Here is a 26,812-nt window from a genome sequence, read left to right on the forward strand (position 1 = left end):
ATAGAAAACGCCATTTTGATAAACTCAAAATGGCGTTTTTAATTAATTCATATTCTCAAATCAACACATCGTTTAATTTGGATTGTTTAATATAATTAGTGCAGCAATTACTCCAGGAACCCATCCACAAAGTGTTAGTAAAAACACTATAATAATAGATCCACAACCTTTACCTATCACTGCTAACGGTGGAAAAAAAATTGCTAATAAAACTCTTAATAAACTCATAGTACTTTTTTAGTTAGTATACTTAAAAGACGAGTTAATTAGAATTTTGTTACACTTGTGTTAAAAACTGATAAATTTATGTAAACTACATAATATATTCTGCTGCCCCTTGCAAACTGTTTTAAAAAGGATTTATTTGCTGTGATATAGAAATGTCAATATATTTGAGAACTATTTAATTTAAATTCAAAAAAAATTGACATTTTCGAAAAAGAATATTTTATATCTATTAAGAGTATTTTGTAGATACTACATTGCCCTTCAAATGTTTTCTTATGCATTTGCTAAAATACTTAAAACACAATTTAATTTAGGTTTTTCATCTACCATTGATGAGAATGTAAACAGTTTTAATGGGTTGACGCTCACTTGGCATTATTATGGTTATTCTAGAACTTATGGATTAGTCATCGCAGGCACTCAAATAGCATCAGCTTTACTCTTATTATTTAGAAAAACTGAACGTATTGGAATCATACTTTTTCTGAGTTTTATGGTGAACATCTTATTAATAAATTACTTTTACGAAATTGATGGTGCAAAACCCATGTCAATTCGATTGACAATCATGGGACTCTTCCTTTTGTTTTCAGATTGGAAAGCCTTGACAAACTACTTTTTAAAATCTACCTCAAAAGAATCTATTATTCCTGAATTAATACCCGCTAAAATAAAAGTTCTTTATTGGTTAAAATTTCTAGTCATTCCTTGTATGATACTATACGGGTATATACATATCAATAACCTTAAAAAAGAATATATGGTTAAAAACGAGCTTTTTGGAGTATGGGAAATTACCCCAAGAAACACTAAAACCAAAATTGACAAACTTTATATAGAATTCAACAATAGAGTTAAGGTCAGAGACACATCTGATAATTTCTATTATGGAAAAATAGAACTCGATGACAAAAACAAAAAATTAAAATTTAAAGTAAAACATTACTCCGATAGAGCCTATAACTTTATTCAAGATAGTTTAAAAAAATTGAATGTTAAAGAGGAGGATCTTAAAGAAACTAAGAGTAATATTCGAGAGTATTATAACTCCAAAAAAAATACGTTACCCATAGAACTGAGTTTTAAGTATGAGTTAGAAAATGATTCTTTGAATTTAATTGGAAAAAGAAAAAACACTTATTTAAATATTACTCATAAGTATAAAAATTAGTACTTTGTCAATATAAATAATAGCTGCTTAATTTTGTAATAAATAAAATTAAGCAGCTATTACACTACTAGTTTATATCCACCTACCTACACAAAAACACAAACCATTACATCAACTTTCCAAAGAAAATAGCATTCATCAATAGTTTATTGGTTCCAAACCAAAAACCTCTAAAATTGGTATTGTCTGTAAAAACTATTACCCTTCCACTACCTAGACGTCCTGCTTTAAACGGAACGGTGTTTTTCAACTCTTTTAAGTTCTCTTTTGAAATATAACCACTCAATAAAGGATTTTTGGTGTACTGAATTGGATTGTTATAGCTCTTTGCATCAGGTTGAATAAACTGTTTTGTATTTCTAAATAATGCTATTTTATCATTCTTATATCCAAAATTGATTGGATGTGAACGATCAATCTTTGCTTCAAAAATTGCTCCTCCAATTACCTGTGCTCCTGATTGTAATGAACGGTTTTCAAATGACACATCTTTTATAGAATCTATTTTAGTTTTATTAAACTTTACATTAACAAATCCTCTGCTAGATAACCAATTTGCTGCATTTCTATATCCGATTAACACTCCTCCATTACGCACCCATACTTTTAGTTTCTCTACTAAATTCTTATCAATAGAGCGACTATTTGGAACAATAATCGTTGTATATTTATCAAGATTTACTCTTGTAGCGTACTGTGTATCTAACTTTGTTAACTTCATATCGTAGCGTTGGTCTAACAAATGCCAAATTTCTCCTGCATCGTAACTTGTTACTCCATTTCCTACCAACATCGCTACTTTTTGTTTTTTTACAGCTTCAAAATTTCTACTTCCTAAATCAATTCCTTCATTTAACCCTGTAGATGCTCCTTTAATTTCAATATGGTTTTCATTTGCTACTTTTCCCAAGAAATCGAACAACTCATTTCCGTTTAACTCTTGATTTTGAGCTGGAATAAAAATAGTTCCATAGTCATATGAATTGCCGTCGTTTGTAAATTTTTTCATCGCTACTTTCGCTCGTAATCCTTTTTCTAAAATCGCATTTAAAGCTTTAGGAGTGTTATATTCATTCCAAGGAAATAAATATCCCACACTACTTTTTTGCTGAATTGTTCCTTGTTTTGGTTGTAATTGAGTCACCTCAACTCCTGCTTTCGACAACGATACATTATCTGCAAAATCGACTCCAAATGCATGATTGAACGTCCAAGCGGATACGTCATAAAACAAGCTATCTTTAAATGTAGTTCGTACATCAAACATTGCTTTTACCAACCTGTGATTTTTTTGATTCATAGGTACGACATAACTGTACCCTTTTTTGAAACGTTTTCCATTCGATGTAAAATCTTCTTTTAACTCGTGGAGTTTTATTTGATGACGTTGTAAAACCTCAGCTAAGTGGTTTGTTTTCGTTGCGTCTTTTTCATCACCAAATACTATCGCTTTGTTTGTTTCTGAGCTTCTTGAATTTTTATAAAAATCTTGTTGATACTGTAAGATTTTAGTTCGCATATTTTTAGCAGCTTCCAAAGTTGACAATACTGCTGTAAACTGGTTACGAATTGTAAACGGAAAGGTTAATATTCCGTTTTCACTTTCTTGTGCATGTCCACGAGAACTTCCTTGTTCAAACAAAATTCCGATACCTCCATTAATATCTGGGAAAGTTGACCCTTTTCCGTAGTAAAAATCATCAAAACTTTCCTCTGAATAATACGTTGAACCAATTTTATCGAATGCTTTTGCATGATAGGTTGCTATTTCTTTTGTTAACTCTTGATTCATTTTTGGAGTTAACGGATTTGTTCTACTCGGAATTCCTGGTTGAAAAAAGAAGGTTGAATTCGTTCCCATTTCATGATGATCGGTCAAAATATTTGGTAACCATTTATGGAAGGTTTTAATTCGTGCTCTACTCTCTGGTAATTGCACAGGTAACCAATCACGATTCATATCAAACCAATAGTGATTAGTTCTTCCCCCTGGCCAAACTTCGTGATATTCTCTATCATTCGGATCAGGATTGATATTATTTGCCTTGTTTGTATTTGTCCAATATGCAAAACGTTGTAACCCGTCAGGATTCATTGCAGGATCAAAAAGAATAACTGAATTATTTAGTAGCTCCTCTATTTTCTGTCCTTCTGCTGCTGCTAAATAATAGGCTGCTGCCAACGCTGCATTTGAACCACTTGCTTCGTTTCCATGAATAGAAAAACCTTGATACACCACAATTGGGCTATTAGAAACATCAACAGAAGCATTGTTCGTTGCTTTTATATGATTTTCTCGTATTACTTCTAAATTTTGATGATTTTTAGAGGACGTAATTGTTAGCAATACTAAAGGTCTTCCTTCATAAGTTGTTCCTCTATTTTCAAGCATCACTCTATCAGAAGCTTTGGCTAACGCCTTCATATACTCTACCAACTTATCATGTGTTACATGCCACTCTCCTACCTCATGTCCTAAAACTGATTTTGGAGTCGGAATATTTTGGTTATATGAAATACCTTTTGGTAAATAATAACTCAAATCTACAGTTTGAGCTGTTAATGTAGCACTGATAAATAGTAGTGATAGTAATAATTTCTTCATTATTTTCTTGGTTTCATTTTACGATTGATTATAAAATTAGGCAGTAAATAGCACTAATAAACAAAATCCCGCATAAACCGCGGGATTTATCATTTTTTAATCTTTATCTATTTAATTATCTGTTTCTTTTATCCTTAATAGAGCAACCTATTGCTCTGGTATCTGTTTTTGTTGGTTTTTCTCCTTTCAACAAAGCTTCTACAGCATTTTCAACAAAACGTTCTTTTACATTGTTTTCATCACGAGAATTATCGTCAATAGCTCCTATATATTCTACAATTAATTTGTCTTTCTTTTTATTTAAAATATATACATGAGGTGTTCTTGTTGCTCCATATTTAGGATATACTTTCTGCCCTTCATCAAACAAATAAGGGAATGTAAACCCCTTTTCTTTAGCACGTACTTTCATTGCCTCAAAACTATCTCCTTTTGACACTTCTGGATCGTTCGGATTAATGGCTATTACAGGAAACCCTTTTTGTTTATATTTTTTATCTAGAGCAATTAATCTATCTTCATTAGCTACAGAATACGGACACATATTACATGTAAACACAACAATAAATCCTTTTGCATCTTTATAATCTGCCAAAGAAACCATGGTATCATCAATATTTTTTAATGTAAAGTCTGAAGCTTCATCCCCTATTTTATAGCCTTTAGAAGTATCATTAGTAAATGCTGAGATAGATGCTACCACCAATAACATTAGTATTATTTTAAATGTCTTCATAATTATTTAGTTTAAAAAGGTTTGTAATTCGTTTTGTAACTCTTTATAGCTAAAAGTTCGTTCGTAAAATTTTCTTTTGTTAGAATTGTAGATTAACGTAGCTGGTATTGAACCTGACCAGTTTTCTGCAATATCTGGTATCCAAAATTGCTCATTTGAATCTTCAAAATGAAGTATTTTAGATTGCAGTTTTTTCTTTTTTATAAATGGTATAAGGTTCGTTTCTATTTGTTTAGAAAAATCTAGACTCACCAAAACAACCTCAACACCTTTATCTTTATATTTCTTATAAAGTTTTTCAAAAGCAGGTAACTCTTTTACACAAGGCATACACCATGTAGCCCAAAAATTAACTACATATGTTTTATTATTCTTCTTATGTAAAAATGGTTTTAACTCTTCGTAATTTAACGTGGTTATCTTAATTGTTTTAGGTATGGTTTTAACTTGAGCTTTAGTTATTTTTCCACTAAAAAGAGCAATTACTATAAGTATTAGTAAGAATTTACTTCTAAACATTTTTTAAAACGATTTCTCTCAAAATTAACTGTTTATCACATTAAAAAGATAGAATTAACTAAATATTAACAAGAAAAAAGCTCGAAAATACAATTTCCGAGCTCTTCTTATTATCGTTTATTTGTTCTACTAACAAAAAATTTCATTCAGTAATTTAGCTAAACGTAAACCTCCTTTTTGTAACTGTTCTCTAACTATAGGAAAATAAACATACGAATAACGGTAACGTAAGTTTTCTCCTACTTCAGCAGACTTGTACACCTCTTTAGTAATTTTGTGTGTATCATGTAACCAATCTACAACAGTTCCTTTTTGAATTACTTTAATTTGCTCTTTAGATAAATCTCTTGCATTATCAGCTAATTCAACATAACTCATATCCCACTTATTAATCAAGTTTTCATCCCAAACTCTATGTAAGTTAGATCCTTTTCCATGCCATTGAACCTGAATTTTATTACCTCCTAAATCTTCTTTTTGTCCAACATGCATAGGTTGATGTAAATCACCTACTAAGTGTACTAACATTTTTAAGTAAAAACGCTTGTCTTCAATTGAACTATTTTCATCCTTTAACACTTTTACACATTGCTCAATACCAGTAATCATATCTCCTTTCGGATTTTTCTCTGTTTCTTCGTAACGAGCATCTAATGGCATATTTACATAGTGCCAAGTATAAAACTTACCATACTTCTTTCTATCAGACTTTATTTCATCTGCATAAGTAGATACAAACGCTAAGCTCTCACCTTGTAATAATTTTTCAATTTTCTTTCTAGCTTTTTTAGTCAAATGTTTTTCTGCAATTTTTCCAGTAGCTCTATGACCTGTTGGTCCCCAAATATCTTCGTTGTTAGCTATTGACGAAATACTCACTAACAATGCAGCTAGTACTATTAAAAATTTTGTCTTCATGAACGGTTTAAATTATAATCGGAAGCTAAATTATAAAATATAATCATCAAAAATTTGGATTTAACAAAATTTAATTTATATCTTTATGATATCATTTTAATATCACTTTAAATAAAACAAACATGAAAGCAGAAAAAATTATCAAACCAGCAAATGGGTACGTAATGTTTTTTATTGTACTTATTCTTTTTATTGGCGGAATCGCATTATCAGTAAAAAGCGAAAACCCAATATTTATATTAATGTCTGTATTAGCATTTATCTTAGCGTTAGGTTTCATTTTAGTGAATCCTAATTCTTCAAAAGTTCTATTATTCTTCGGTAAATATGTAGGTACTGTGAAACAAAATGGTTTATACTGGGCTAATCCATTATATAAAAAGAAAACTGTTTCGTTAAGGGCTAGTAATTTTGATAGTGAGCGTTTAAAGGTTAATGACAAACTAGGAAACCCAGTAATGATAAGTACCATTTTGGTTTGGAGAGTTACCGAAACCTATAAGGCTGCTTTTGATGTTGATAATTATGAGAATTTTGTTCGTGTACAAACAGATGCTGCTGTACGAAAACTAGCTAGTATGTATCCGTATGACAATTTTGCTGATGAGGGACACGAAGAAGATATTACACTACGCTCTAGTGTAAACGAAGTAAGTGAAGCATTAGAAAAAGAGTTAGAAGAACGATTAGCTATTGCTGGAATTGAGGTTTTAGAAGCACGAATTGGTTATTTAGCCTATGCACAAGAAATTGCAAGTGCTATGTTAAAACGTCAACAAGCTACAGCCATCGTTGCAGCTCGTCATAAAATTGTACAAGGTGCTGTTGACATGGTTGATATGGCTTTGGAGGAATTAAACAAAAAAGAGATTGTTGATTTAGATGAAGAACGCAAAGCTGCTATGGTTAGTAATTTATTGGTTATTTTATGTGGAGATAAAGAAGCTTCTCCAGTAGTAAATGCAGGAACTTTAAATCATTAAAAACGATTACTTACTAATGAAAGAATATAAAATTATACATAGAAAGTTTAGTTGGTCAAATGGAAGACAAAAGTTTGAAGATGAAATTAACAATTATGCGAAACAAGGTTGGCGAGTTGCTAGTACATACCAAGTAAGTGACGGTAATATTGAAGTTATTTTAGAAAGAGATAAAAACCGATAACATGAAAGTTTTTAAAGAAGAACAACGGTTTACACAATCATGGTTAATTATTCTTATGACAATAAGTATAATTCTTCCTATAACTCTTATTATAAAAGAGTACATGAAAGAAAATTCAACTATGAGCTCAACCGAGTTTATATTAACGTTACTTGGTATCACCTTATCTATTACGTTTATATTCTTCTTTAAATTAACAACTAGAATAGATGAAATTGGAATTCATTATCAGTTTTTCCCATTTCATCTTTCAATGAGAAAAATTACTTGGACAGAAATTAATAAAATACATGTTAGAAAATACGAGCCAATTGGCGAATATGGCGGCTGGGGATTAAAAGGTGGTTTTCTTTGGAACAAAGGAAAAGGAACAGCTATTAATATTTCTGGAAACATTGGCATTCAAATAGAATTGAAAAACAACAAAAAACTATTGATAGGAACTAAAAAAGAACAAGAAGCTAAACATGTATTAGAAAACTATCAATACAAAATCAACTAATAATGATACTAGTAATAACTATTACAATAATATATATTTTAACCTTTATAATGTCTTTACTGTAAATTAAAAGAAATTTGAAATTGTATTTTTGCAACCATTTTAGCGTTTCAAAAAAACACTATTATAAAACACAACATGGCAAAAAAGAAAGCTTTTGCACTCCGCATTAATGAAGATATGTTAAAAGCCATTGAAAAATGGGCTTCAGATGAGTTTCGATCTACCAATGGGCAGATTGAATGGATGCTTATGCAAGCACTTAAAGAAGCTAAAAGAGAGCCTAAAAAGAAAGAAGAAGAATAACAAATCTTAAGAACTTGTTAAAAAAAACGTCCAATTTTATTGGGCGTTTTCTATTTTGTACATTGTACAAACTTAAATTACAAGCAACTAACTATTATGAAAAAACTTTTTTATCTCCTATTTATAACCTTCTCTTGTGCTGCTTTTTCTCAAGAATTCTCAATGGATTTAGTCAAAAACATGAAACCAAGAAATATTGGTCCTGGCGGAATGAGCGGACGTGTAACAGCCATTGATGTTGTAGAATCCAACCCTGATATTATGTTTGTTGGGACAGCTTCTGGAGGTATTTGGAAATCTACTTCAGGAGGGATTAAATGGGAACCTATTTTTGATAAAGAAGTAACTGCTTCTATTGGTGCTTTAGCCATACAACAATCCAATCCTAGTGTAATTTGGGCAGGAACTGGTGAAGGAAATCCTCGTAATAGTTTAAATGGTGGTTACGGAATTTTCAAGTCTCTTGATGGTGGTAGATCATGGAAGTCAATGGGATTAGAAAAAACACGTCACATACATCGTGTAGTTATACACCCAAACAATCCGGATGTTGTTTACGTAGGCGCTATCGGATCTCCTTGGGGAGAACATAAAGAACGTGGTGTATATAAAACTACCGACGGTGGTAAAACTTGGAAACAAATTTTATTCAACAATAACAAAACTGGTGCTGCTGATTTAATTATGGATCCATCCAATCCTAATAAACTAATAGCAGCTATGTGGGAACACAAAAGAGATCCTTGGTTTTTTAAATCTGGAGGTGAAGGAAGTGGTTTATACATTACTCATGACGGTGGCGATAACTGGAAGAAAATTACCGAAAAAGAAGGCTTCCCTAAAGGCGAACTAGGTAGAATTGGCGTAGCAATCGCTCCTTCGAACCCAAATACTGTGTATGCTCTTGTTGAAGCAAAGAAAAATGCTTTATATAAAAGTGAAGATGGTGGTTTTTCTTGGAAAAAAATTAATGATAAAAAAGGCATTGGAAATAGACCTTTTTACTATTCAGAAATTTATGTAGACCCTCAAAATGAGCATAAATTATATACTGTTTTTACGTACGTAAATGTTTCTATTGATGGTGGGAAGAACTTCAAACAACTCATGCCTGCATATGGAGTTGATAACGGTATTCACCCAGACCATCATGCCTGGTGGATTCACTCAAAAAATGGAAAATTTATGATTGATGGAAATGATGGAGGAATGAATGTTACCAAAGACGGTGGTAAAACTTGGCGTTTTATTGGTAATTTACCTGTAGCTCAATTTTATCATATTAATGTAGATAATGAGTTTCCATATAATGTGTATGGGGGTATGCAAGATAACGGTTCTTGGAGAGGACCAGCTTATGTATGGAAAGCACAAGGAATACGAAATTCGTATTGGCAAGAGATTAGTTTTGGAGATGGTTTTGATGTTATTCCTGATAAAGACGACTCGCGTTATGGATGGTCTATGAGTCAACAAGGATATGTATCTCGCTACGATTACAAAACAGGTAACAACTATACCGTTCGTCCAACACATCCTGATGCTAATGTAAAGCTACGCTTCAATTGGAATGCAGCTATTAATATTGATCCTTTTGATAATTCTACACTATATTTTGGAAGTCAGTTTGTACATAAATCAACCGATAAAGGCTTAACGTGGAAAGTAATTTCTCCAGACTTAACTACAAATGATAAAAGTAAACTCAAACAATCTGAAAGTGGTGGGTTAACCATGGATGCTACTGGTGCAGAAAACCACTGTACTGTTTTAGTAATTGAACCCTCTCCTATTGAAAAAGATATGTTGTGGGCTGCTACTGATGATGGACAAGTACATATTACTAAAAATGGAGGAACAACTTGGACAAATGTTGCCAAAAACCTAAAAGGTTTACCGGAAAACAGTTGGATTACGCAAATAAAAGCATCTAACAAAAATAAAGGAGAAGCTTTACTAGTTGCTAACGATTATCGTCGTTTTAACTATAAACCTTATGCTTACAGAACTAAAGATTATGGAACAACTTGGGAACGTATTGTTGATGAAAATGATGTAAAAAGCTTTACACAGTGTGTTATTGAAGACCCAATTGAACCAAATTTACTTTTCTTAGGAACTGACGATGGTTTATATATTTCTTTAAACGCAGGAAAAAAATGGACTAAGTGGACTGAGGGCTTCCCTACTGTTCCTGTAAAAGATTTAGTAATTCACCCAAGAGAACACGATTTAGTTATTGGTACTTTTGGTAGAGCAGCATGGGTATTAGATGATATTCGTCCATTAAGAGCCTTAGCTAAAGACAAAAATATTCTTACCAAAAATATTGAGTTATTCACACCACCAACAGCATATCAAGCAGCATATCAACAACCCACTGGTAGCCGATTTGGTGCTGATGCTATGTTTAATGGAACTAATAGAGGTCGTGGTGCTTTGGTTCAGTTTTATGTGAATAAACCAAAACCAGTAAAAAAGTCTGATGAAAAAAATAAGAAACCACTAAAAAAAGAGGATGAGAATACTGTGAAATGGGACTCTATCAAATTTGAAGTTTTTGATGGTAACAGACTTATTCGAACTATTAAAAGAAAAGCTCCTAAAGAAAATGGAATTCACAAAGGTGTTTGGTTTATGAGTGAAAAAGGTGTTACTCGACCTTCAAGAACAATCAGAAAACAAAAAAGAGAACCTAGAGGTGTACAAGTAAAACCTGGTACTTACAGAATAAAAGCTACGTTTGGTAACCAAACATCAGAAAAAAATATTACTGTAAAGTTTGACCCTAGACTTCGTATTTCTCAAAACGCAATCGATCAAAAATATGCAACAGCCAAAGACTTAGAGTCTCAACAAAAAATTATAGCTGATGTGGTAAAACAGTTAGTTGAGAGTAAAAATATTGCAAATAATTTCAATCAAAAACTATCTAAAAAAGACAAAAAACTTTACAAAGAACCAATTAAAAACTCTAAAGATATTGTTAAAAAAATAGATACACTTTTAGCTGTTTATTTAGGAAAAGTAGACAAAAGACAGGGTATTACACGAAATCCAGAAATGAATGTTACGCAACGTTTAGGAATAGCTAGCAGATATGTGAATAGTAGGTTTGGCGAACAAACTTCTACAGAAAAACAATTAATTATTCAATTTAAAGAAGCACTAAAACCAGCACTAGAAAAAACCAATGCTTTCTTTAATAAAGATTGGAAAGAATATAAGATTGAAGTTGAAAAAATAGACTTGTCCCCTTTTAAAGAAACCAAGCAATTTAGCTTAGAATAAAAGGGCTTACTAAAAACAAAAATTAATAACCCAAACATACACTTATGAAAAAACATTTCTTACTACTTGCCATTGCCATTTCGGTAGTTGCCTGTAAAATGGATAAAAAAGATTCTGACAAAGCCATTGTAACACTCAAAAAATACTCTATTGAGCAAATGATGGATAACGAAAATGTTTTTGGAGGAAGTTTTTCTCCTGATAACTCTAAATTACTAGTAACTAGTAATCGTTCAGGAATTTATAACATGTACACTGTTTCAACTTCTGGTGGTGAGTTAGAGCCTATTACAAAATCAGATAGCTCTTCAGTTTTTGCAACCTCTTATTTCCCTAAAGATGAAAGAATGCTGTTTAGAATGGATAATAATGGTGATGAAATTTACCACATCTTTTTAAGAGAACTTAATGGTTACATTAAAGATTTAACACCAACTAAAGGAGCTAGAGCTAGCTTTTTTGGGTGGGCTAAAGATGAAAAAAGCTTCTTTTTTACTTCAAACAAAAGAGACAATCGCTTTATGGATCTCTACGAAATGGATCTTGAAACTTTTACTCCTAAAATGATTTATGAGAACAAAGAAGGTTATAACGTTTCGGCTATATCAAACAACAAAAATATATTAGCATTAAGTAAAACGGTTAATACTAACGATAGTGATTTATTTTTGTTTGACAGAACCACCAAAGTAATCACTAAAATTAACCTAAGATTAAGTGGTAATTCAGCAGCTGATTTTTCTATCGATGATACTGAGTTTTACTACACAACAGATGCGGAAGGTGAATTTGCTACCTTAATGAAATATACTATTAGTACCAACGAAACAGAAAAAGTATTAGCTAAAGACTGGGATATTTCTGGAAGTTACTTTACCTATAATGGTAGCTACAGAGTAACATATATTAATGAAGATGCTAAGAATGTAATTGAAGTTTATGATGTTAAAGCTGGTAAAAACATAGAACTACCTAATGTTAACGGAAAAAGCATTACTAGTGTTGGTTTTTCTAGAGATGAAAGCATGATGCGTTTTTATGCTGGTGGCTCTAACACTCCTTCTAACTTATATGTGTATGACTTAAAAACAAAAAAGCAAACACAACTAACTAATGTATTAAATAAAGAAATTAACCCCGAAGATTTAGTAAAAGCGAAAGTAATCCGTTACCCTTCTTTTGATGGAGTAACTATTCCTGCAATCTACTACTTACCACATCAAGCTTCAAAAGATACTAAAGTTCCTGCTTTAGTTTGGGTTCATGGAGGCCCAGGAGGACAATCACGTCAAAATTTTAGTTCAAGAATTCAATATTTAGTAAACCACGGATACGCTGTTTTGGCTGTTAATAATCGTGGTAGTAGCGGATATGGTAAAACCTTTTTTACTATGGATGATTTAAACCACGGTGAAAAAGATTTACAAGATTGTGTAGAGGGTAAAAATTGGTTAGCAAAACAACCAGAAATAGACGCTGAAAAAATAGGAATCATAGGAGGTTCTTACGGTGGTTATATGACAATGGCTGCTTTAACATATACTCCTGAGGAATTTGCTGTAGGTGTAAACATTTACGGAGTTACGAACTGGATGCGCACCTTAAAAAGTATTCCCTCTTGGTGGGAGTCTTTTAGAGAAGCTTTATACAAAGAGTTAGGCGATCCACACTCTGCAGACTCGGTAAGATTGAAAAGAATTTCTCCTTTATTTCATACAGATAAAGTAACAAAACCATTAATGGTACTACAAGGAGCTAAAGACCCAAGAGTTTTACAAGTGGAGTCTGATGAAATTGTAGCTGGAGTTAAGAAAAATAGAGTTCCAGTAGAATATGTTCTTTTTGATGATGAAGGACATGGTTTTGTTAAAAAGGAAAATCAAATAGAAGCTAATAGTAGAATTTTACAATTTTTAGATACTTATCTAAAAAAAGAAGAACCTATTAAAAATGATGAATTATAAACAAGTTGGCGCAATTTTAACATCCTAATTTTTCGTAAGAAAACTCTGGTTTTTATTTTTGCTTACATAACAATTAAATCTCCTACATATACCAAATATGTAGGGGATTTTTAATATAACAAACAACCACTTTAACAATTATGAAAAAGTTAACTTTATTAATTATCACTTTATTTTCATTAAATAATTTCGCTCAACAATCAGCAGCCCCAGACCCAACAAAAGAATTAGGTGTATGGTATATGTACAACGGATCTCATCAAATTTCTGATAAGTTTAGTTTAAAAAGCATGGCGCATTTCCGTTTTTTTGAAATTGGAGACGATATGCAGCAATTCATTGGACGCTTAGGTGGTAACTATAAATTCAACAAAACTTTAAGCGCTACTGTAGGATACGCTTTCTTAAATACAGATAGAACTTTTGATATTAATGCGGGAGATTTTAATGAGCATCGAATTTATGAAGACCTAAATGTAAAGCATAAAATAGCTAGCTTAAATTTAGCACATCGTTTTAGAGGAGAACAACGTTTTTTTGAATCTACAACTGGTAATTTTTTCCGATACCAATTGGCCTTAGGGTATCCTATCAATGAAAAATGGTCTACATATTTGTATAATGAAACTTTTTTAGACTTTAAGGGTGAAGCCTATAATCAAAACTGGTTTGGAGCTGGTTTTAAATACAAAGTATCTGATATAGTTAAGCTTCAAGCAGGATATCAACTGATAAATCTAAATGAGGTTGGTAACTTTAATAGAATTCAATTAGGAGTTGCAATCAGCACAGATCATAGAAAATAGAACTAACTAATATTTCATACTTTAGCGACAAATTATTTTTAAATGGAAGCACCTCTTTTTACAAACGATGCAATCGTATTTGGTATTTTAATGATTTCGTTAGGTTTTGTATTTTATACAGAATCTAAAACTACAGGGTTTTGGCCTAAGTTTTACAAAATAGTCCCAGGATTATTTATGGCTTATTTTATCCCTGCAATATTCACAACACTTGGTATTATCTCCCCAGAATGGGAAACTACTAGTGCTGCTGGCGAAGTCGTAAAAAACAAATCACAACTATACTATGTTTCTAGTAGATTTTTATTGCCTGCTGCCTTAGTTTTAATGACTTTAAGTATCGATTTAAAAGCTATTTTTAACTTAGGTTCAAAAGCATTAATCATGTTTTTTACAGGTACTATAGGAATTGTAATTGGAGGGCCTATAGCTATTTTATTAATTTCTTCTGTTTCGCCAGAAACAGTTGGCGGTGCAGGTTTTGATGCTGTTTGGAGAGGACTTTCTACCTTAGCTGGTAGCTGGATTGGTGGTGGAGCTAACCAAACTGCCATGCTAGAAATTTACCAATACAATCCTGCTAAATATGGAGGAATGGTATTTGTTGATATTGTAGTGGCTAATATTTGGATGGCAATCATTTTAATTGGAATTGGTAAAAAAGATAAAATAGATAAATGGTTAAAAGCTGATACCTCAGCTATTGAAGATTTAAAACAAAGAGTTTCTAACTTTACTCAAAGTGTTAAAAGAAATCCAACTTTAACCGATTTTATAATTATGCTTGCTATTGCTTTTGGAACTGTTGGTTTTGGTCATTTTGCAGGAGCGTATTTAAGTGATGTTTTTGCTTCGTTTACAGCAAGTATGGAGTCTCAAACTATGAGAAACATTTTCTCTTTCTTGGGTTCTAACTTCTTCTGGTTAATTAGTATATCAACAATTGCTGCTGTTGTTTTATCTTTTACTAAAGCTAAAAATTACGAAGGTGCCGGTGCTAGTAAAATAGGAAGTATTTTCATTTATGTACTCGTATCAACTATTGGTATGAAAATGGACTTAACGCTAATTTTTGATAATTTCAATTTAATTTTTATTGGTTTAGTATGGATGGCAATTCATGCTGGATTATTAATATTAGTAGCTAAATTAATTCGCGCTCCATATTTCTTCCTAGCTGTAGGAAGTCAAGCAAATGTAGGAGGAGCTGCTTCTGCTCCAATTGTAGCACAAGCTTTTCACCCTTCTTTAGCAACCGTAGGTGTTTTATTAGCTGTTTTTGGATACGCTATCGGTACTGTAGGTGCTATCCTATGTACAATTTTAATGGAAATAGCCTCAAAAGTTTAGGAGAAATCTGCATATTTGCAACAGACAAATTTTGAATTCAATGAAGAAAATTATTGCTCTTTTCGCAATTGCACTTGTTGCTTTTGCTTGTTCCTCTAAAAAAGAGGGTAACATGGTTGTTAAAGGTCAGATTAAAGGATTAAAAAAAGGTACTTTATATCTTCAAAAGATGAAGGATACATTATTGGTATCTGTTGATTCTATGGCGTTGTTAGGTGATGATAAATTTATACTAACAGATAATATTGAATCTCCTGTAATATATTACCTAACTTTTGATGGTAATACCACAGATAAACACATCATGTTTTTTGGTGAAGAAGGTGAAATTACTATAAACGATAAAATTGAAGAATTTGGTTTTAAGCCTGAAATTAAAGGTTCTAAAAACCAAGAGGTAATGGACGAATACCGTAAAGTAAACCAACGATTTATAGATCAACGTTTAGACTTTGTTAAAAAAGAAGTTGAAGCTCGTCAAGCTCAGGACGAAGTACAATTAGAGCAGGTAGAAGCTGATTACAAAAAAATGATCCGTCGTCGTTACTTATTCTCTACAAACTTTGCCATTGCAAACGCTGATAGTGAAGCTGCACCATATATTGCATTATCTGAACTATACGACGCTAACATTCAACTTTTAGATACTATTAATAACAGTTTAACAGATAAAGTTAAAAGCTCTGAATATGGTAAACGTTTACAAAAATTTGTAGATGATATAAAAGCTAAAGAAGAAAAGTAAAATTTTCCTCTTGTAAAGATAAAAAAAGCTCATTCAATTTGAATGAGCTTTTTTTATTTTCTGTGTATTAAATTTTAAAAGACAACACTGGCAATTTACTATGGTTAGCAATATCTTCTGAAATGCTTCCTTCAAAAAAGTGTGCTACTCCTTTTCTACCATGTGTAGCTACCATTAAGGCATCTGAGTTTATTTTATTGGCGTAGTAAAACACTCCTTTTTCTACAGTGTAATCAGAAATAATTTTTACTTTCTGTGCGCATTCTTCATAACTTTCATTAGTTTGATTGAAAAAACGCTTCATTCTTTCTTCTAACTCTTTTGTACTTTTAAATTTAGAGGTTGGAGTACTCACATACACTAGTTCTATTTCTGCATTAAATTTCTTAAGAAATTCTTTTGCTTCTTTATATGGTTTCACATCGTCATCAGAAAAATCGCAAGCAAACAATACCTTTTCTATTTGTTTTACTATTGGCTCTTCTTTAATTACTAATACAGGTACATGTGCGTAACGGATAACCTTTTCTGTATTAGAACCTATAAACATTTCTTTTAAACCACTAGCTCCTTTAGATCCCATAACTATCAAATCTGCTCCTTCGTTTCTTGCTAAAAGGTCTATCTCACTAAATATTTTAAAATGTTTTATAACTGGTGTTACTTTTATTCCTGATAAATAATCTTTCTTTAAAAATTCTGCTAACTTTTTTTCAGACATTTGTAGGTAAAACAACATTTCTTGTTGTAAATAGCTTTCTGAGCGACTTAAAACAGCGTTAGACAACTCAAGCATATGTACTACCAATACCTCAGCGTCTGATCTTTTTGCTAAAAAAGCTGCTGTTTGTAAAGCATTTTCAGAATATTCAGAAAAATCAACTGGGACTATAATTTTTTTCATGATTAATTACTTTTAGGTTTAATGTCTCCTATAAAGTTACCTAAATTTTATTAGTAAAACTATGATTTTTGTCACTTTATAAACCACTATATATTCTATACATTTGCTTTCTTAGATTTTACATTTGTTATGAATAAAAACTCTTCTAAATTTGTGGGCGTTATTGTACGTGCCTTTATTTCTTTAATGGTCGTTTCTATTTTAGGTATTTTATTAAAATTCTTTATTACCGTACCCAATCGTCTTTTTTTTAATAGACCTATAGCATATACTAGTACACATTATTCATATAAACCAGGACAAAATGGATGGACTTTTGATTTTTTTGTATTAAATAATGATGGTTTATATGTAGCCTTACCCTTACTTTTAGTGATTTTTATTGCTTTAATTTTTTACTTTGGAGTATTTTCTGCTATCGCAACATTTTTAAATTTTAAAGCGCAAAACACGCAATTAGCCAAAAGAGATTTTATTTTAACACTACTTATTGTTAGCTTCTACTTTATGCCCAAATACATTAATATTGATTCTTTTTTAAACATCAATGAAAGAGGTGCTTATGTACTTAAAGAGCGTATATATAATCCTAATAATGAAATTTGGGAAATAGGTATACAAAAAATAAAAGGTAATTATATTAAAGAACACAAAACCGTAAGCAATGACTCTTCTTTTTTAGTTGTAAGAAAATTTAACACTACCAAAATAGATACTGTTTTATTTGAAAAGTTAGTTATTCCAGGCAATAATGTTTACACTTTTAGTGCAAAAGATACCTTATGGTTATTTGAAGCTTCTAATAATTATATAAAAGCTTTTAGCATGGTTAACAGCAACATCGTTATAAAAAACAAGGAAGATTTAAACCGTATGATGCCTAAAAAACATCAAAAAAGTGGTATTGCCGAATTAAGTTACTCGTCTGCTCAAAAAAGTAGTATTTATGTAAAAACTAATTATGGTGAGGTATTATACTTACATACAGATGATAATTTAATTACTGATAAATACAAATACACTAACAGTACATACTATTTAAGACGTATAAACGAACATAGGTATAAATTATTTGCAAAAAAGAAACAGCTAGCTACTACTTTACAAGAAGCTGTGTTTTTAAATGCTAAAATTATTTCTTACACAAATAATGTTGTTATTATTAGACACAAAGTCAACATAAAAAAAGAAACTCCTTATATCATTTCAGCATATGATACTATAACAGGAAATAAACTATGGGATTTTAATGAAGAAAACAATCCTTTTTTTAATGATACTTATGGTAAAGTTACTGTGGATGCAACTTTTTTACCAAACAAAACAATTCTTAGTTTTTATGATGCTTTTACATTAAAAGGAAATGTAATAATCGATAATCAAGGAAACCGTATAACACAAGGTATTGGTATAACTAATAAACAAAAGAACTAACTAGTAAATAAGTATTATTTAGGCTGTTTTAAATTATGATTAATGACAGCCTTCAACTGAATTATGAATATCTGTTACAGGAAGTGGAGAAACATAAGGTATTCCTAACCCTAATCCTCTAAGAATAAACAATACGCCTATAAAAACTACAACATAAGGTATTGCTTGTTGAATTCTTTTTCGCACCAAGCCATTTGCAAAGTTACCTACATAAACCACTGCTGTCATTAACGGTATAGTTCCTAACCCGAATAGAAACATATATAGGCTTCCTGACAACATATTTGTTGTAGTTAGTGCTCCAAAAACTGCCATATATACTAAGCCACAAGGTAAAAAACCGTTTAAAAAGCCAATTGTAAAAAAGGTATCATTTCCTTTTTTCTTTAACTCTTTTCCCAGAGAAGATTTTACCTTCATTACCAATTTATTTATTGGATTTGAGAAGTTGTATTTTTGAAAGGTTTTGGGAACAAGGATTGCCAAAATCATTAATACGCCAACAATGATAGAAAGTTGTTGCTGAAATCCGAAGAAATAAAATCCTTTTCCTAATAAACCAAACAAAAAACCTATTAAACTATAAGTAAATAAGCGTCCAAAATGATAACTGGTAATTTGAAAAAACTGCTTTACTTTATTCGTTCTATCTACAGGTAACATAAAGGCTATAGGACCACACATACCAATACAGTGGAAGCTTCCTAATAAACCAAATATAATTGCTGAGAGAAACATTAATACACCAACTCTTTCTGAAATAAATAATCTTTATTTTTGTAGTTCCAGGAAACTGTTATGTTCCAACGACCACCCAACAAACGTTTCTCAGGCACGAGCAAATATGTTTCGGAAATCGAAATAGGCATTTCGAAATCCAATTGTTTATCAGATGGTCTGTATAGGAACACTTTTCCTTTTATATCTTTAGGATTAAAGTCTGTTGGAAAATGGACTTTAATTCCTTCAGTAACTTTTTCTATCTTAATATTGTCTTTTAATGCTTTCGCATTTTTAGTAGCATCTAATTTGTTCTGAAATTCTAATTCTTGTTGATAGTATTTTTCAGTTACCAAATCATGGTTATAGTTTTTACCTGTACTCATAGTGATTACAAAATACATGATAAAGCCTATAAACCCTATAATTGCTATTACTATACCCGTGCCCCAGTTTAGTTTCATTTTATTTAATTTTTAGCCTTTAGTTCTTAGTCATACTTACGAAAACTAATAACCTTAGACTGGTTTATCTATAACTTCTTGGTCCTAAAAAATTGGTTGTAGTTGTTTCAATAAGTTTATCGCCACTATACACTCCTATTTTTAGTTTTTCTTTTTCGTCTTTCATTTCAGATTGATGTAACTCTATGAACAAAGTTCCTTCTGCCAATCCTTGTTTTGGGACTTCAAAATCTTGATGTGTTACCGTTTCTATTTTTCCTTTATGAGACAACAATTTATAACTCACATTATCAATCTGTTTTGTTGTCTTATTTACCACTTTAAAAGTGTAAATATTACTAATAACCCCATTTTCTTTATGTTGATATAACTGACCTGGTAATCGTAAAATTGTTGCTTCTACATCATTTCTTAAAAATAGCATTCCTACTAAAATCCCTATTAAAATAAACAATACTGCTGAGTACCCTTTCATTCTTGCAGTGAACTTAAAAGGCGCTTTCTTAACAATATTTTCTTCACTTGCATAACGGATTAACCCTTTTGGTAAGCCTACCTTTTCCATCATGTGATCACACTCATCAATACAGGCGGTGCAGTTTACACATTCTAACTGTGTACCATTACGAATATCAATTCCTGTAGGACATACATTCACACACTGAAAACAATCTATACAATCTCCTTTTCCTGTCGCTGCTCTATCTTCTTTTTTATTAAACTTTCCCCTTCCTGTTTTTCCTTCTCCTCTTACGTGGTCATAAGCAACATTAATAGTTTTATTATCTAACAGTACTCCTTGCAACCTACCATAAGGACAAGCTATAATACACACCTGTTCTCTAAACCATGCAAAAACAAAATAGAAAACCCCTGTAAAAATTAGCAATGATATTAAAGTGCTAATATGGTCTAATGGGTTACCTGTTATGTAACTTATTAATTTATCACTTCCTATAAGATACGCTAAGAAAACGTTTGCTATAATAAAAGAGATGATAAAAAAGGCTATCCATTTTAAAACTCTTTTTCTTATTTTTTCAGCATTCCATGCTTGTTTAGCTAAACGAATTTGTTTTCCTCTATCTCCTTCTATTAAATATTCAATTTTTCTGAAAACCATTTCTAAAAAAATGGTTTGTGGGCAAATCCATCCACAGAAAATTCGACCAAATACAACAGTGAATAGGATGATAAATACTACTCCTATTATCATTGAAATCACCATTAAATGGAAATCTTGAGGCCAAAAAGGAAATCCAAAAATGTTAAACTTACGTTCTAAAACATTAAATAGTAAAAACTGATTTCCATTGATTTTAACAAACGGTGCTAGTAATAAAAATGCTAATAAAAAGTAGCTTACATAGCTTCGGTATTTATAAAACTTACCACTTGGTTTTTTTGGAAACACCCAAGCCCTTTTTCCTTCATCATTTATAGTGCCAATACTATCTCTGAATTGTTCGTTTTTGGGTGTTTCCATAATCAACTATTAAAAACTAATTTGTAACTACTATTTTTATTGAATACTGTCTTTTACTTGCTCTTCTACAGGTTCAGCAACAGTTGGCGCTTGACCTTCTTCTTTATATAACTCTCCTTGAGGTTCTTTTGGTTTTGCTGGAGTAGTTCCTTGTAAAGAAATAATATAACTTGCTACCTTTTGAATATCTTTTGGCTTCAACGTTTTGTTCCAAGCTACCATACCTTTACCGTCTCTACCTCCATTAGAAATAGTATTAAAGATATTTTTTATACCTCCTCCTAAAATCCAATATTCATCGGTTAAGTTTGGTCCAATACCTCCACCACCATCTGCAATATGACATGCAGCACAGTTTAAGTTGTATACAGCTTTACCTCTACTTAAATCACCAGCATCTGTTAAAACTGTTACTGTTTCAGCATCAATAACTGCTTCTTTAGAATTTGATTTAAATGCTGCTAACTCTCTTTTAGCTTCTGCTACAGCTTGGGCGTATTCCATCTCTTGGTTATCTGCTCCCAGTACATGATATCTTACTAAGTATACAGCTGCAAAAACTATTGTTGCGTAGAACATATATAGCCACCATGGTGGTAAGTTATTATCTAGCTCTTTAATTCCATCATAGTTATGATCTAATATAATTTCATCCTCTTCTTCTATCGCTTTAGCTTCCGTCCATTTATTTATAATTTTCTTCGCCCAAGCCCAGTTATCAACTTCTTCTGGCTGAATACCATCTTTTTCCATTTGAAGTTGCTCTGCTTTTTGTTGCGCTACTATATTTAAAGCTTCTTTTAACACAACTGCTGTTACGAGCCCTACAATTGCTATCCATACTAACGGATGTTCATACAGGCTAAATGGGTTTTCGTATGATTTAATTGCAGTTGTTATAGCAAAAAAGGTAACTGCAACAAAAATGATATATACTATAGATTGAAAATATTTTTTCATCTTGTTTAATTTTACTAATTATCTAAAGGTAATTTACTTACATTACTTATATATTCTCTTTTGGCCGTAAACACCCACCAAAACAACACTACAAAAAATGTAAAGAATATGGTTAGCGAAATAATTGGGTATATTTCAATACCTGCAATAGTTTCCATATGGTTTTTTACAAACTTTAACATGATTTCTAGTTTTTAGCGCTTAATTGATCTTCAACATCTTTAATCTTAATATCGGTACCTAGTCGTTGTAAATAAGCAATTAGGGCTACGATTTCTCTATCTTTCATTTCAATGAAAGTTTGTCCGTTTTCTTGAGCGTACTTTTTATCTGCTTCATAATTTGTTGCAAAGTCTGGATCAGCATATAAGTTCTCTTGAATTTTAGCTCCTTGTTCTTCCATACTTGCTTGCGCATTAGCTATATCTTCTTCAGTATAAGGAACACCTAAGCTAACCATTGCTTTCATTTTGCCTTCTGTATCACTCTTATCTAGTTTATCTCTTACTAACCATTGGTATGAAGGCATGATAGAACCAGGTGAAGTACTTTGCGGATCGTACATGTGATTTAAGTGCCAGCTGTCATTATATTTTCCTCCAACTCTTAATAAATCTGGTCCTGTACGTTTAGAACCCCATAAGAATGGATGATCGTATACAAACTCTCCTGCTTTTGCAAACTCTCCATAACGCTCTACTTCTGACCTGAATGGACGAACCATTTGTGAGTGACATCCTACACATCCTTCACGGATATAAATATCTCTTCCTTCTAATTCTAATGGTGTATATGGTTGTACGCTTGTTATCGTTGGAATATTTGACTTCACTAATAATGTTGGTATAATTTGCACAACACCTCCAATTAAAATAGCTACAGTAGCATAGATAGTTAGTTTTACTGGTCTTCTTTCTAACCAAGTGTGCCATCCTTCTTTAGAAGTTCTATATTTAGATACTTTTGTTAATGCTGCCGCTTCTGCTAATTCATCTGTTACTCCACTACCTGATCTTACAGTTTTAACAATGTTGTATAACATTACAAATGCTCCTAGTATAAATAAACTTCCTCCGATAGCACGCATCCAGTACATTGGAATAATCTCGTTTACTGTTTCTAAGAAGTTACCATATGTTAAGGTTCCATCAGGGTTGAATTGTTTCCACATTGATGCTTGTACAAATCCTGCTACATACATTGGTAATGCATACATGATAATACCTAAGGTACCTATCCAAAAGTGGAAGTTTGCTAATGCTGTAGAGTATAATTTTGTTTTAAACATTCTTGGTACTAACCAGTATAACATACCGAAAGTTAAGAATCCGTTCCATGCTAAGGCTCCTACGTGTACGTGAGCAATAATCCAATCACTAAAGTGTGCAATTGCATTTACATTCTTTAATGATAACATAGGTCCTTCAAACGTTGCCATACCATACCCTGTAATTGCAACTACCATGAATTTTAATACTGGGTCTACCCTTACTTTATCCCAAGCTCCACGAAGTGTTAGTAATCCGTTAATCATACCTCCCCAAGATGGTGCAATTAACATTACAGAGAATGCTACTCCTAAGTTTTGTGCCCAATCTGGTAATGATGTATATAATAAGTGGTGAGGTCCTGCCCAGATGTAGATAAAAATTAACGACCAAAAGTGTACAATAGATAATCTATATGAATATACCGGACGGTTAGCCGCTTTAGGAACAAAGTAGTACATTAACCCTAAGAACGGAGTCGTTAAGAAGAACGCTACCGCATTATGTCCGTACCACCATTGTACTAATGCATCTTGAACACCTGCGTATACTGAATAACTTTTCATAAAGCTTACAGGTAATTCTAAACTATTAAAAATATGTAATACCGCTACGGTTACAAAAGTTCCTAAGTAGAACCAAATTGCTACATATAAATGGCGTTGTCTTCTTTGTAAGATTGTCCAAATCATGTTAGCACCAAAAGCTACCCAAACTAATGCTATGGCTATATCAATTGGCCATTCTAATTCGGCATATTCTTTTGAAGTTGTATACCCTAACGGAAGTGTTATGGCTGCTGCAACAATTATTAACTGCCATCCCCAAAAGTTAAAGTTACTTAAAAAATCACTCGCCATACGCGCTTTCAGTAATCGTTGTAGTGAGTAGTAAACTCCTGCAAAAATGGCATTTCCTACGAATGCAAAAATTACTGCATTTGTATGTAATGGTCTTAAACGCCCAAAACTCAACCATGAAATTCCATCAGTTAAATTTGGGAATAAAAACATAAAAGCCAATAACAATCCTACTGAAAAACCTACTATTCCCCATAGTAAGGTTGCGTAGATGAATTTTTTTACGATCTTATTATCGTAATAAAATTGTTGCATTTCCATAATCTATTTGAATTTAATATCTATTGTTAATTGTTAGTTCTTTGTTTCTTCTTTTACCAGTTCATCATCAAACAACATGCGAACTGATGGCGTGTACGAATCATCGTACTGCCCTTTTTTTACTGAAACAATAAATGCTATAAAGAAAATAATAGCCACTAAAATACTTAGTGATAGTAGTAAGTAAATAACGCTCATATCTTGCCTGATAATTATAGTTCAAAGGTAACTGTGAAGGTTTTCTTAAAATATGACTTTTGTCATGTTTGAGTTTTTTTTTCAAAAAAATAAAGAGAACTTGCGTTCTCTTTATTTAAGTAATCTTTGTAAACCCATTAGAAGGTTTTTCTCTAAAATAGCATAGCTACCATCTGATAGAAATAATTCTTTTATTTCTTCGAATAGCTGATTTATTTCTTCTTTACCGTAGTTTAATTTTTTGAGTGATTCATTAATTTTTTGAATGCTAGCATAGTCATTATCTTTTTCAAACTCTTCATGCATCTTTTTGTACGTTTCTTGGTTCGTTCTTAAAGAAATAGCTTCGAGTTCTTCTTTTGTTTCTTTATAATCTGCATTAATACAATAGATAAAAACATAGGTTTGTAGCTCTTCCTTTGACCAATTTACTTCAAATGATTTCATGACGTCTGGTTTTTAGGTTTACTCAAATTTAATCATTTTTTTAGTAAAAACACAACAAAAACCACCACAAAACACTAATTACCAACTAATTAAATAGTCATTGAAAACAATTTTGTTTCTGGTTGTTTTTCATGCAATTTCTTGTCAAATGCCATACAAATATTACGTACATAGGGTCTTGCCTTCTCAGGAACTGTTAACTTTTTCCCTTCAATAGAAACCAAACCATCATCTATCATTTCTTCTAACTTTCCTATATGTGTTTCTACATTTTTTATTTGTAATTGCTCTTCTTCCCACGAAGTGGAGAAATGACACATAATATTTAAAATATGTTTTCTTATTATTAAGTCTTCTTCCGATAATATATGCCCTCTAAACACAGGGATTTCTCCTTCGTTTACAATTCTTTCATACTCTTTTACAGTTTTTACATTTTGTGCAAATCCATACCAAGAATCAGAGATTGACGACATTCCTAAACCTACCATTAACTGTGTTTTGTTTGCAGTGTATCCCATAAAATTGCGGTGCAATGTTTTTTCTTGGGTGGCTTTGTATAAACTATCGGTAGCTAAGGCGAAATGATCCATTCCAATTTCTACATAACCCATTTCGGCAAATAATTCTTTACCTATTTCATACAACTCGCGTTTTTCTTCATTTTTTGGCAAATCATCTTCATTAAATCCACGTTGCCCTACTCCTTTTACCCATGGAACATGCGCGTAACTATAAAATGAAATTCTATCGGGTTCTAATTCTTTTGTTTTATTAATAGTATGAATTACGTTTTCTTTTGTTTGGAATGGAAGTCCAAATACTAAGTCATGACTAATAGACGTATAACCTATTTCTTTTGCCCAATTGTGTACTTTTTCTACGTTTTCAAAAGGTTGTACTCTATGAATAGCTTCTTGTACTTTTGGGTTATAATCTTGTACTCCAAAACTTACTCTTGTAAAACCTAAATTGTACAATGTTTGCAAGTGTTCTTTTGTAGTATTGTTTGGATGCCCTTCAAAACTAAATTCGTGGTCTGGATGTTTTTCAACATTAATAAAAATTCCTTCAATTAACCTTTTTAATTGTTTCTCTGAAAAGAATGTTGGTGTTCCTCCACCTAAATGTATTTCTTTTATTACAGGGGTTTCGTCAACTAAATCAACATATAACTGCCACTCTTTTAAAACGGTTTCTATATACGGATCTTCCATTTCATGACGTTTTGTAATATGCTTATGACAAGCACAAAACGTACATAAACTCTCACAAAATGGTAAATGAATATATAAGCTAATTCCTTCTGAGGAATTGCTTTCTATAAACGAACGCTTAAAAGTTTCTATCCATTTTTCTTTTGAAAATGTTTCGTTATCCCAATATGGAACTGTTGGATAACTTGTATATCTAGGTCCTGGAATGTTATATTTTTGAATAAGTGAATTCATGTTCTTAATACTATTTTGTTTCATTGTTCAATAAAATCACTCTAACTGACA

At 31.7% G+C, this 26,812-nt stretch carries 26 protein-coding genes; 11 read left to right on the plus strand and 15 right to left on the minus strand.

The window, feature by feature from the left end:
• Positions 1 to 72: 72 nt before the first annotated feature.
• Positions 73 to 228 (minus strand): YqaE/Pmp3 family membrane protein, encoded by a 156-nt coding sequence (locus LCI24_RS10285; RefSeq protein WP_073184478.1) that lies wholly within the window; start codon positions 226 to 228, stop codon positions 73 to 75.
• A gap of 265 nt (positions 229 to 493) precedes the next feature.
• On the opposite strand from LCI24_RS10285, the gene LCI24_RS10290 reads away from it, so the two are divergent.
• Positions 494 to 1,399, plus strand: a complete 906-nt coding sequence (locus LCI24_RS10290) for a hypothetical protein (RefSeq protein ID WP_274640303.1) — start codon at positions 494 to 496, stop codon at positions 1,397 to 1,399.
• Between the two features lie 106 nt (positions 1,400 to 1,505).
• Here LCI24_RS10290 and LCI24_RS10295 read toward each other — a convergent pair whose 3' ends face one another.
• From LCI24_RS10295 to LCI24_RS10310, 4 genes are all read right to left on the minus strand, one after another.
• Positions 1,506 to 4,004, minus strand: a complete 2,499-nt coding sequence (locus tag LCI24_RS10295; RefSeq protein WP_274640304.1) for a M14 family metallopeptidase — start codon at positions 4,002 to 4,004, stop codon at positions 1,506 to 1,508.
• Positions 4,005 to 4,119: 115 nt separating this feature from the next.
• Positions 4,120 to 4,740 (minus strand): thioredoxin family protein, encoded by a 621-nt coding sequence (locus tag LCI24_RS10300; RefSeq protein ID WP_274640305.1) that lies wholly within the window; start codon positions 4,738 to 4,740, stop codon positions 4,120 to 4,122.
• A gap of 6 nt (positions 4,741 to 4,746) precedes the next feature.
• The gene (locus LCI24_RS10305; protein WP_274640306.1) at positions 4,747 to 5,259 is read right to left on the minus strand and encodes a TlpA disulfide reductase family protein; all 513 of its coding nucleotides are present in this window, start codon (positions 5,257 to 5,259) and stop codon (positions 4,747 to 4,749) included.
• Between the two features lie 129 nt (positions 5,260 to 5,388).
• Entirely contained in the window at positions 5,389 to 6,177 is a 789-nt protein-coding gene (locus LCI24_RS10310) for a S1/P1 nuclease (RefSeq protein WP_274640307.1), read from the minus strand.
• 122 nt (positions 6,178 to 6,299) lie between these two features.
• Between LCI24_RS10310 and LCI24_RS10315 the strand changes: the two genes are divergently transcribed.
• From LCI24_RS10315 to LCI24_RS10355, 9 genes are all read left to right on the plus strand, one after another.
• Positions 6,300 to 7,160: an SPFH domain-containing protein gene (locus LCI24_RS10315; RefSeq protein ID WP_274640308.1), complete on the plus strand. Its 861-nt coding sequence runs from the start codon at positions 6,300 to 6,302 to the stop codon at positions 7,158 to 7,160.
• A 16-nt stretch (positions 7,161 to 7,176) separates the two neighbouring features.
• Entirely contained in the window at positions 7,177 to 7,344 is a 168-nt protein-coding gene (locus LCI24_RS10320; RefSeq protein ID WP_121148363.1) for a DUF4177 domain-containing protein, read from the plus strand.
• 1 nt (position 7,345) lies between these two features.
• Positions 7,346 to 7,846 carry a hypothetical protein gene (locus LCI24_RS10325; protein WP_274640309.1) on the plus strand — a complete coding sequence of 167 codons (501 nt, stop codon included), beginning with the start codon at positions 7,346 to 7,348 and terminating at the stop codon, positions 7,844 to 7,846.
• Between the two features lie 138 nt (positions 7,847 to 7,984).
• Positions 7,985 to 8,152, plus strand: a complete 168-nt coding sequence (locus tag LCI24_RS10330; protein ID WP_081728321.1) for a type II toxin-antitoxin system antitoxin — start codon at positions 7,985 to 7,987, stop codon at positions 8,150 to 8,152.
• Between the two features lie 96 nt (positions 8,153 to 8,248).
• Positions 8,249 to 11,443, plus strand: coding sequence for a WD40/YVTN/BNR-like repeat-containing protein (locus tag LCI24_RS10335; RefSeq protein WP_274640310.1), 3,195 nt, complete (start codon positions 8,249 to 8,251; stop codon positions 11,441 to 11,443).
• A 44-nt stretch (positions 11,444 to 11,487) separates the two neighbouring features.
• Positions 11,488 to 13,407 carry a S9 family peptidase gene (locus tag LCI24_RS10340; RefSeq protein WP_274640311.1) on the plus strand — a complete coding sequence of 640 codons (1,920 nt, stop codon included), beginning with the start codon at positions 11,488 to 11,490 and terminating at the stop codon, positions 13,405 to 13,407.
• Positions 13,408 to 13,547: 140 nt separating this feature from the next.
• Entirely contained in the window at positions 13,548 to 14,213 is a 666-nt protein-coding gene (locus LCI24_RS10345) for a DUF2490 domain-containing protein (protein WP_274640312.1), read from the plus strand.
• A gap of 42 nt (positions 14,214 to 14,255) precedes the next feature.
• Positions 14,256 to 15,563 carry a DUF819 family protein gene (locus LCI24_RS10350; RefSeq protein WP_274640313.1) on the plus strand — a complete coding sequence of 436 codons (1,308 nt, stop codon included), beginning with the start codon at positions 14,256 to 14,258 and terminating at the stop codon, positions 15,561 to 15,563.
• A gap of 40 nt (positions 15,564 to 15,603) precedes the next feature.
• The gene (locus LCI24_RS10355) at positions 15,604 to 16,308 is read left to right on the plus strand and encodes a DUF4369 domain-containing protein (RefSeq protein WP_274640314.1); all 705 of its coding nucleotides are present in this window, start codon (positions 15,604 to 15,606) and stop codon (positions 16,306 to 16,308) included.
• A gap of 67 nt (positions 16,309 to 16,375) precedes the next feature.
• Here the strand turns inward: LCI24_RS10355 and LCI24_RS10360 are convergent, their stop codons facing one another.
• Positions 16,376 to 17,212 carry a universal stress protein gene (locus LCI24_RS10360; RefSeq protein ID WP_274640315.1) on the minus strand — a complete coding sequence of 279 codons (837 nt, stop codon included), beginning with the start codon at positions 17,210 to 17,212 and terminating at the stop codon, positions 16,376 to 16,378.
• A 129-nt stretch (positions 17,213 to 17,341) separates the two neighbouring features.
• On the opposite strand from LCI24_RS10360, the gene LCI24_RS10365 reads away from it, so the two are divergent.
• Positions 17,342 to 18,646: a hypothetical protein gene (locus LCI24_RS10365; protein WP_274640316.1), complete on the plus strand. Its 1,305-nt coding sequence runs from the start codon at positions 17,342 to 17,344 to the stop codon at positions 18,644 to 18,646.
• A 39-nt stretch (positions 18,647 to 18,685) separates the two neighbouring features.
• Here LCI24_RS10365 and LCI24_RS10370 read toward each other — a convergent pair whose 3' ends face one another.
• The 9 genes from LCI24_RS10370 to hemN all read right to left on the minus strand — a co-directional run bounded on the left by LCI24_RS10370 (position 18,686) and on the right by hemN (position 26,785).
• Complete coding sequence (locus LCI24_RS10370) at positions 18,686 to 19,384, minus strand: sulfite exporter TauE/SafE family protein (RefSeq protein WP_099214091.1); 699 nt, start codon at positions 19,382 to 19,384, stop codon at positions 18,686 to 18,688.
• A complete protein-coding gene (locus LCI24_RS10375) occupies positions 19,384 to 19,830 on the minus strand; it encodes a FixH family protein (protein ID WP_274640317.1) in 447 nt (148 codons plus the stop codon). The genes LCI24_RS10370 and LCI24_RS10375 overlap by 1 nt, the downstream gene beginning before the upstream one ends.
• A 64-nt stretch (positions 19,831 to 19,894) precedes the next feature.
• Positions 19,895 to 21,316 carry a cytochrome c oxidase accessory protein CcoG gene (ccoG, locus tag LCI24_RS10380; protein WP_274640318.1) on the minus strand — a complete coding sequence of 474 codons (1,422 nt, stop codon included), beginning with the start codon at positions 21,314 to 21,316 and terminating at the stop codon, positions 19,895 to 19,897.
• Positions 21,317 to 21,352: 36 nt separating this feature from the next.
• Entirely contained in the window at positions 21,353 to 22,276 is a 924-nt protein-coding gene (locus LCI24_RS10385) for a cbb3-type cytochrome c oxidase N-terminal domain-containing protein (protein WP_274640319.1), read from the minus strand.
• Positions 22,277 to 22,290: 14 nt separating this feature from the next.
• Entirely contained in the window at positions 22,291 to 22,458 is a 168-nt protein-coding gene (locus LCI24_RS10390) for a CcoQ/FixQ family Cbb3-type cytochrome c oxidase assembly chaperone (RefSeq protein ID WP_115902066.1), read from the minus strand.
• 5 nt (positions 22,459 to 22,463) lie between these two features.
• The gene (gene ccoN, locus LCI24_RS10395; RefSeq protein WP_274640320.1) at positions 22,464 to 24,665 is read right to left on the minus strand and encodes a cytochrome-c oxidase, cbb3-type subunit I; all 2,202 of its coding nucleotides are present in this window, start codon (positions 24,663 to 24,665) and stop codon (positions 22,464 to 22,466) included.
• Between the two features lie 33 nt (positions 24,666 to 24,698).
• Positions 24,699 to 24,863, minus strand: a complete 165-nt coding sequence (gene ccoS / locus LCI24_RS10400) for a cbb3-type cytochrome oxidase assembly protein CcoS (protein WP_073184498.1) — start codon at positions 24,861 to 24,863, stop codon at positions 24,699 to 24,701.
• A 111-nt stretch (positions 24,864 to 24,974) separates the two neighbouring features.
• On the minus strand, positions 24,975 to 25,310 hold the full coding sequence (locus LCI24_RS10405) for a hypothetical protein (RefSeq protein WP_274640321.1): 336 nt from the start codon (positions 25,308 to 25,310) through the stop codon (positions 24,975 to 24,977).
• A gap of 89 nt (positions 25,311 to 25,399) precedes the next feature.
• Positions 25,400 to 26,785, minus strand: a complete 1,386-nt coding sequence (gene hemN / locus LCI24_RS10410; protein WP_274640322.1) for an oxygen-independent coproporphyrinogen III oxidase — start codon at positions 26,783 to 26,785, stop codon at positions 25,400 to 25,402.
• Positions 26,786 to 26,812 lie beyond the last annotated feature (27 nt).

It is taken from the genome of Tenacibaculum larymnensis, from assembly GCF_028829235.1.
Lineage (GTDB): Bacteria > Bacteroidota > Bacteroidia > Flavobacteriales > Flavobacteriaceae > Polaribacter > Polaribacter larymnensis.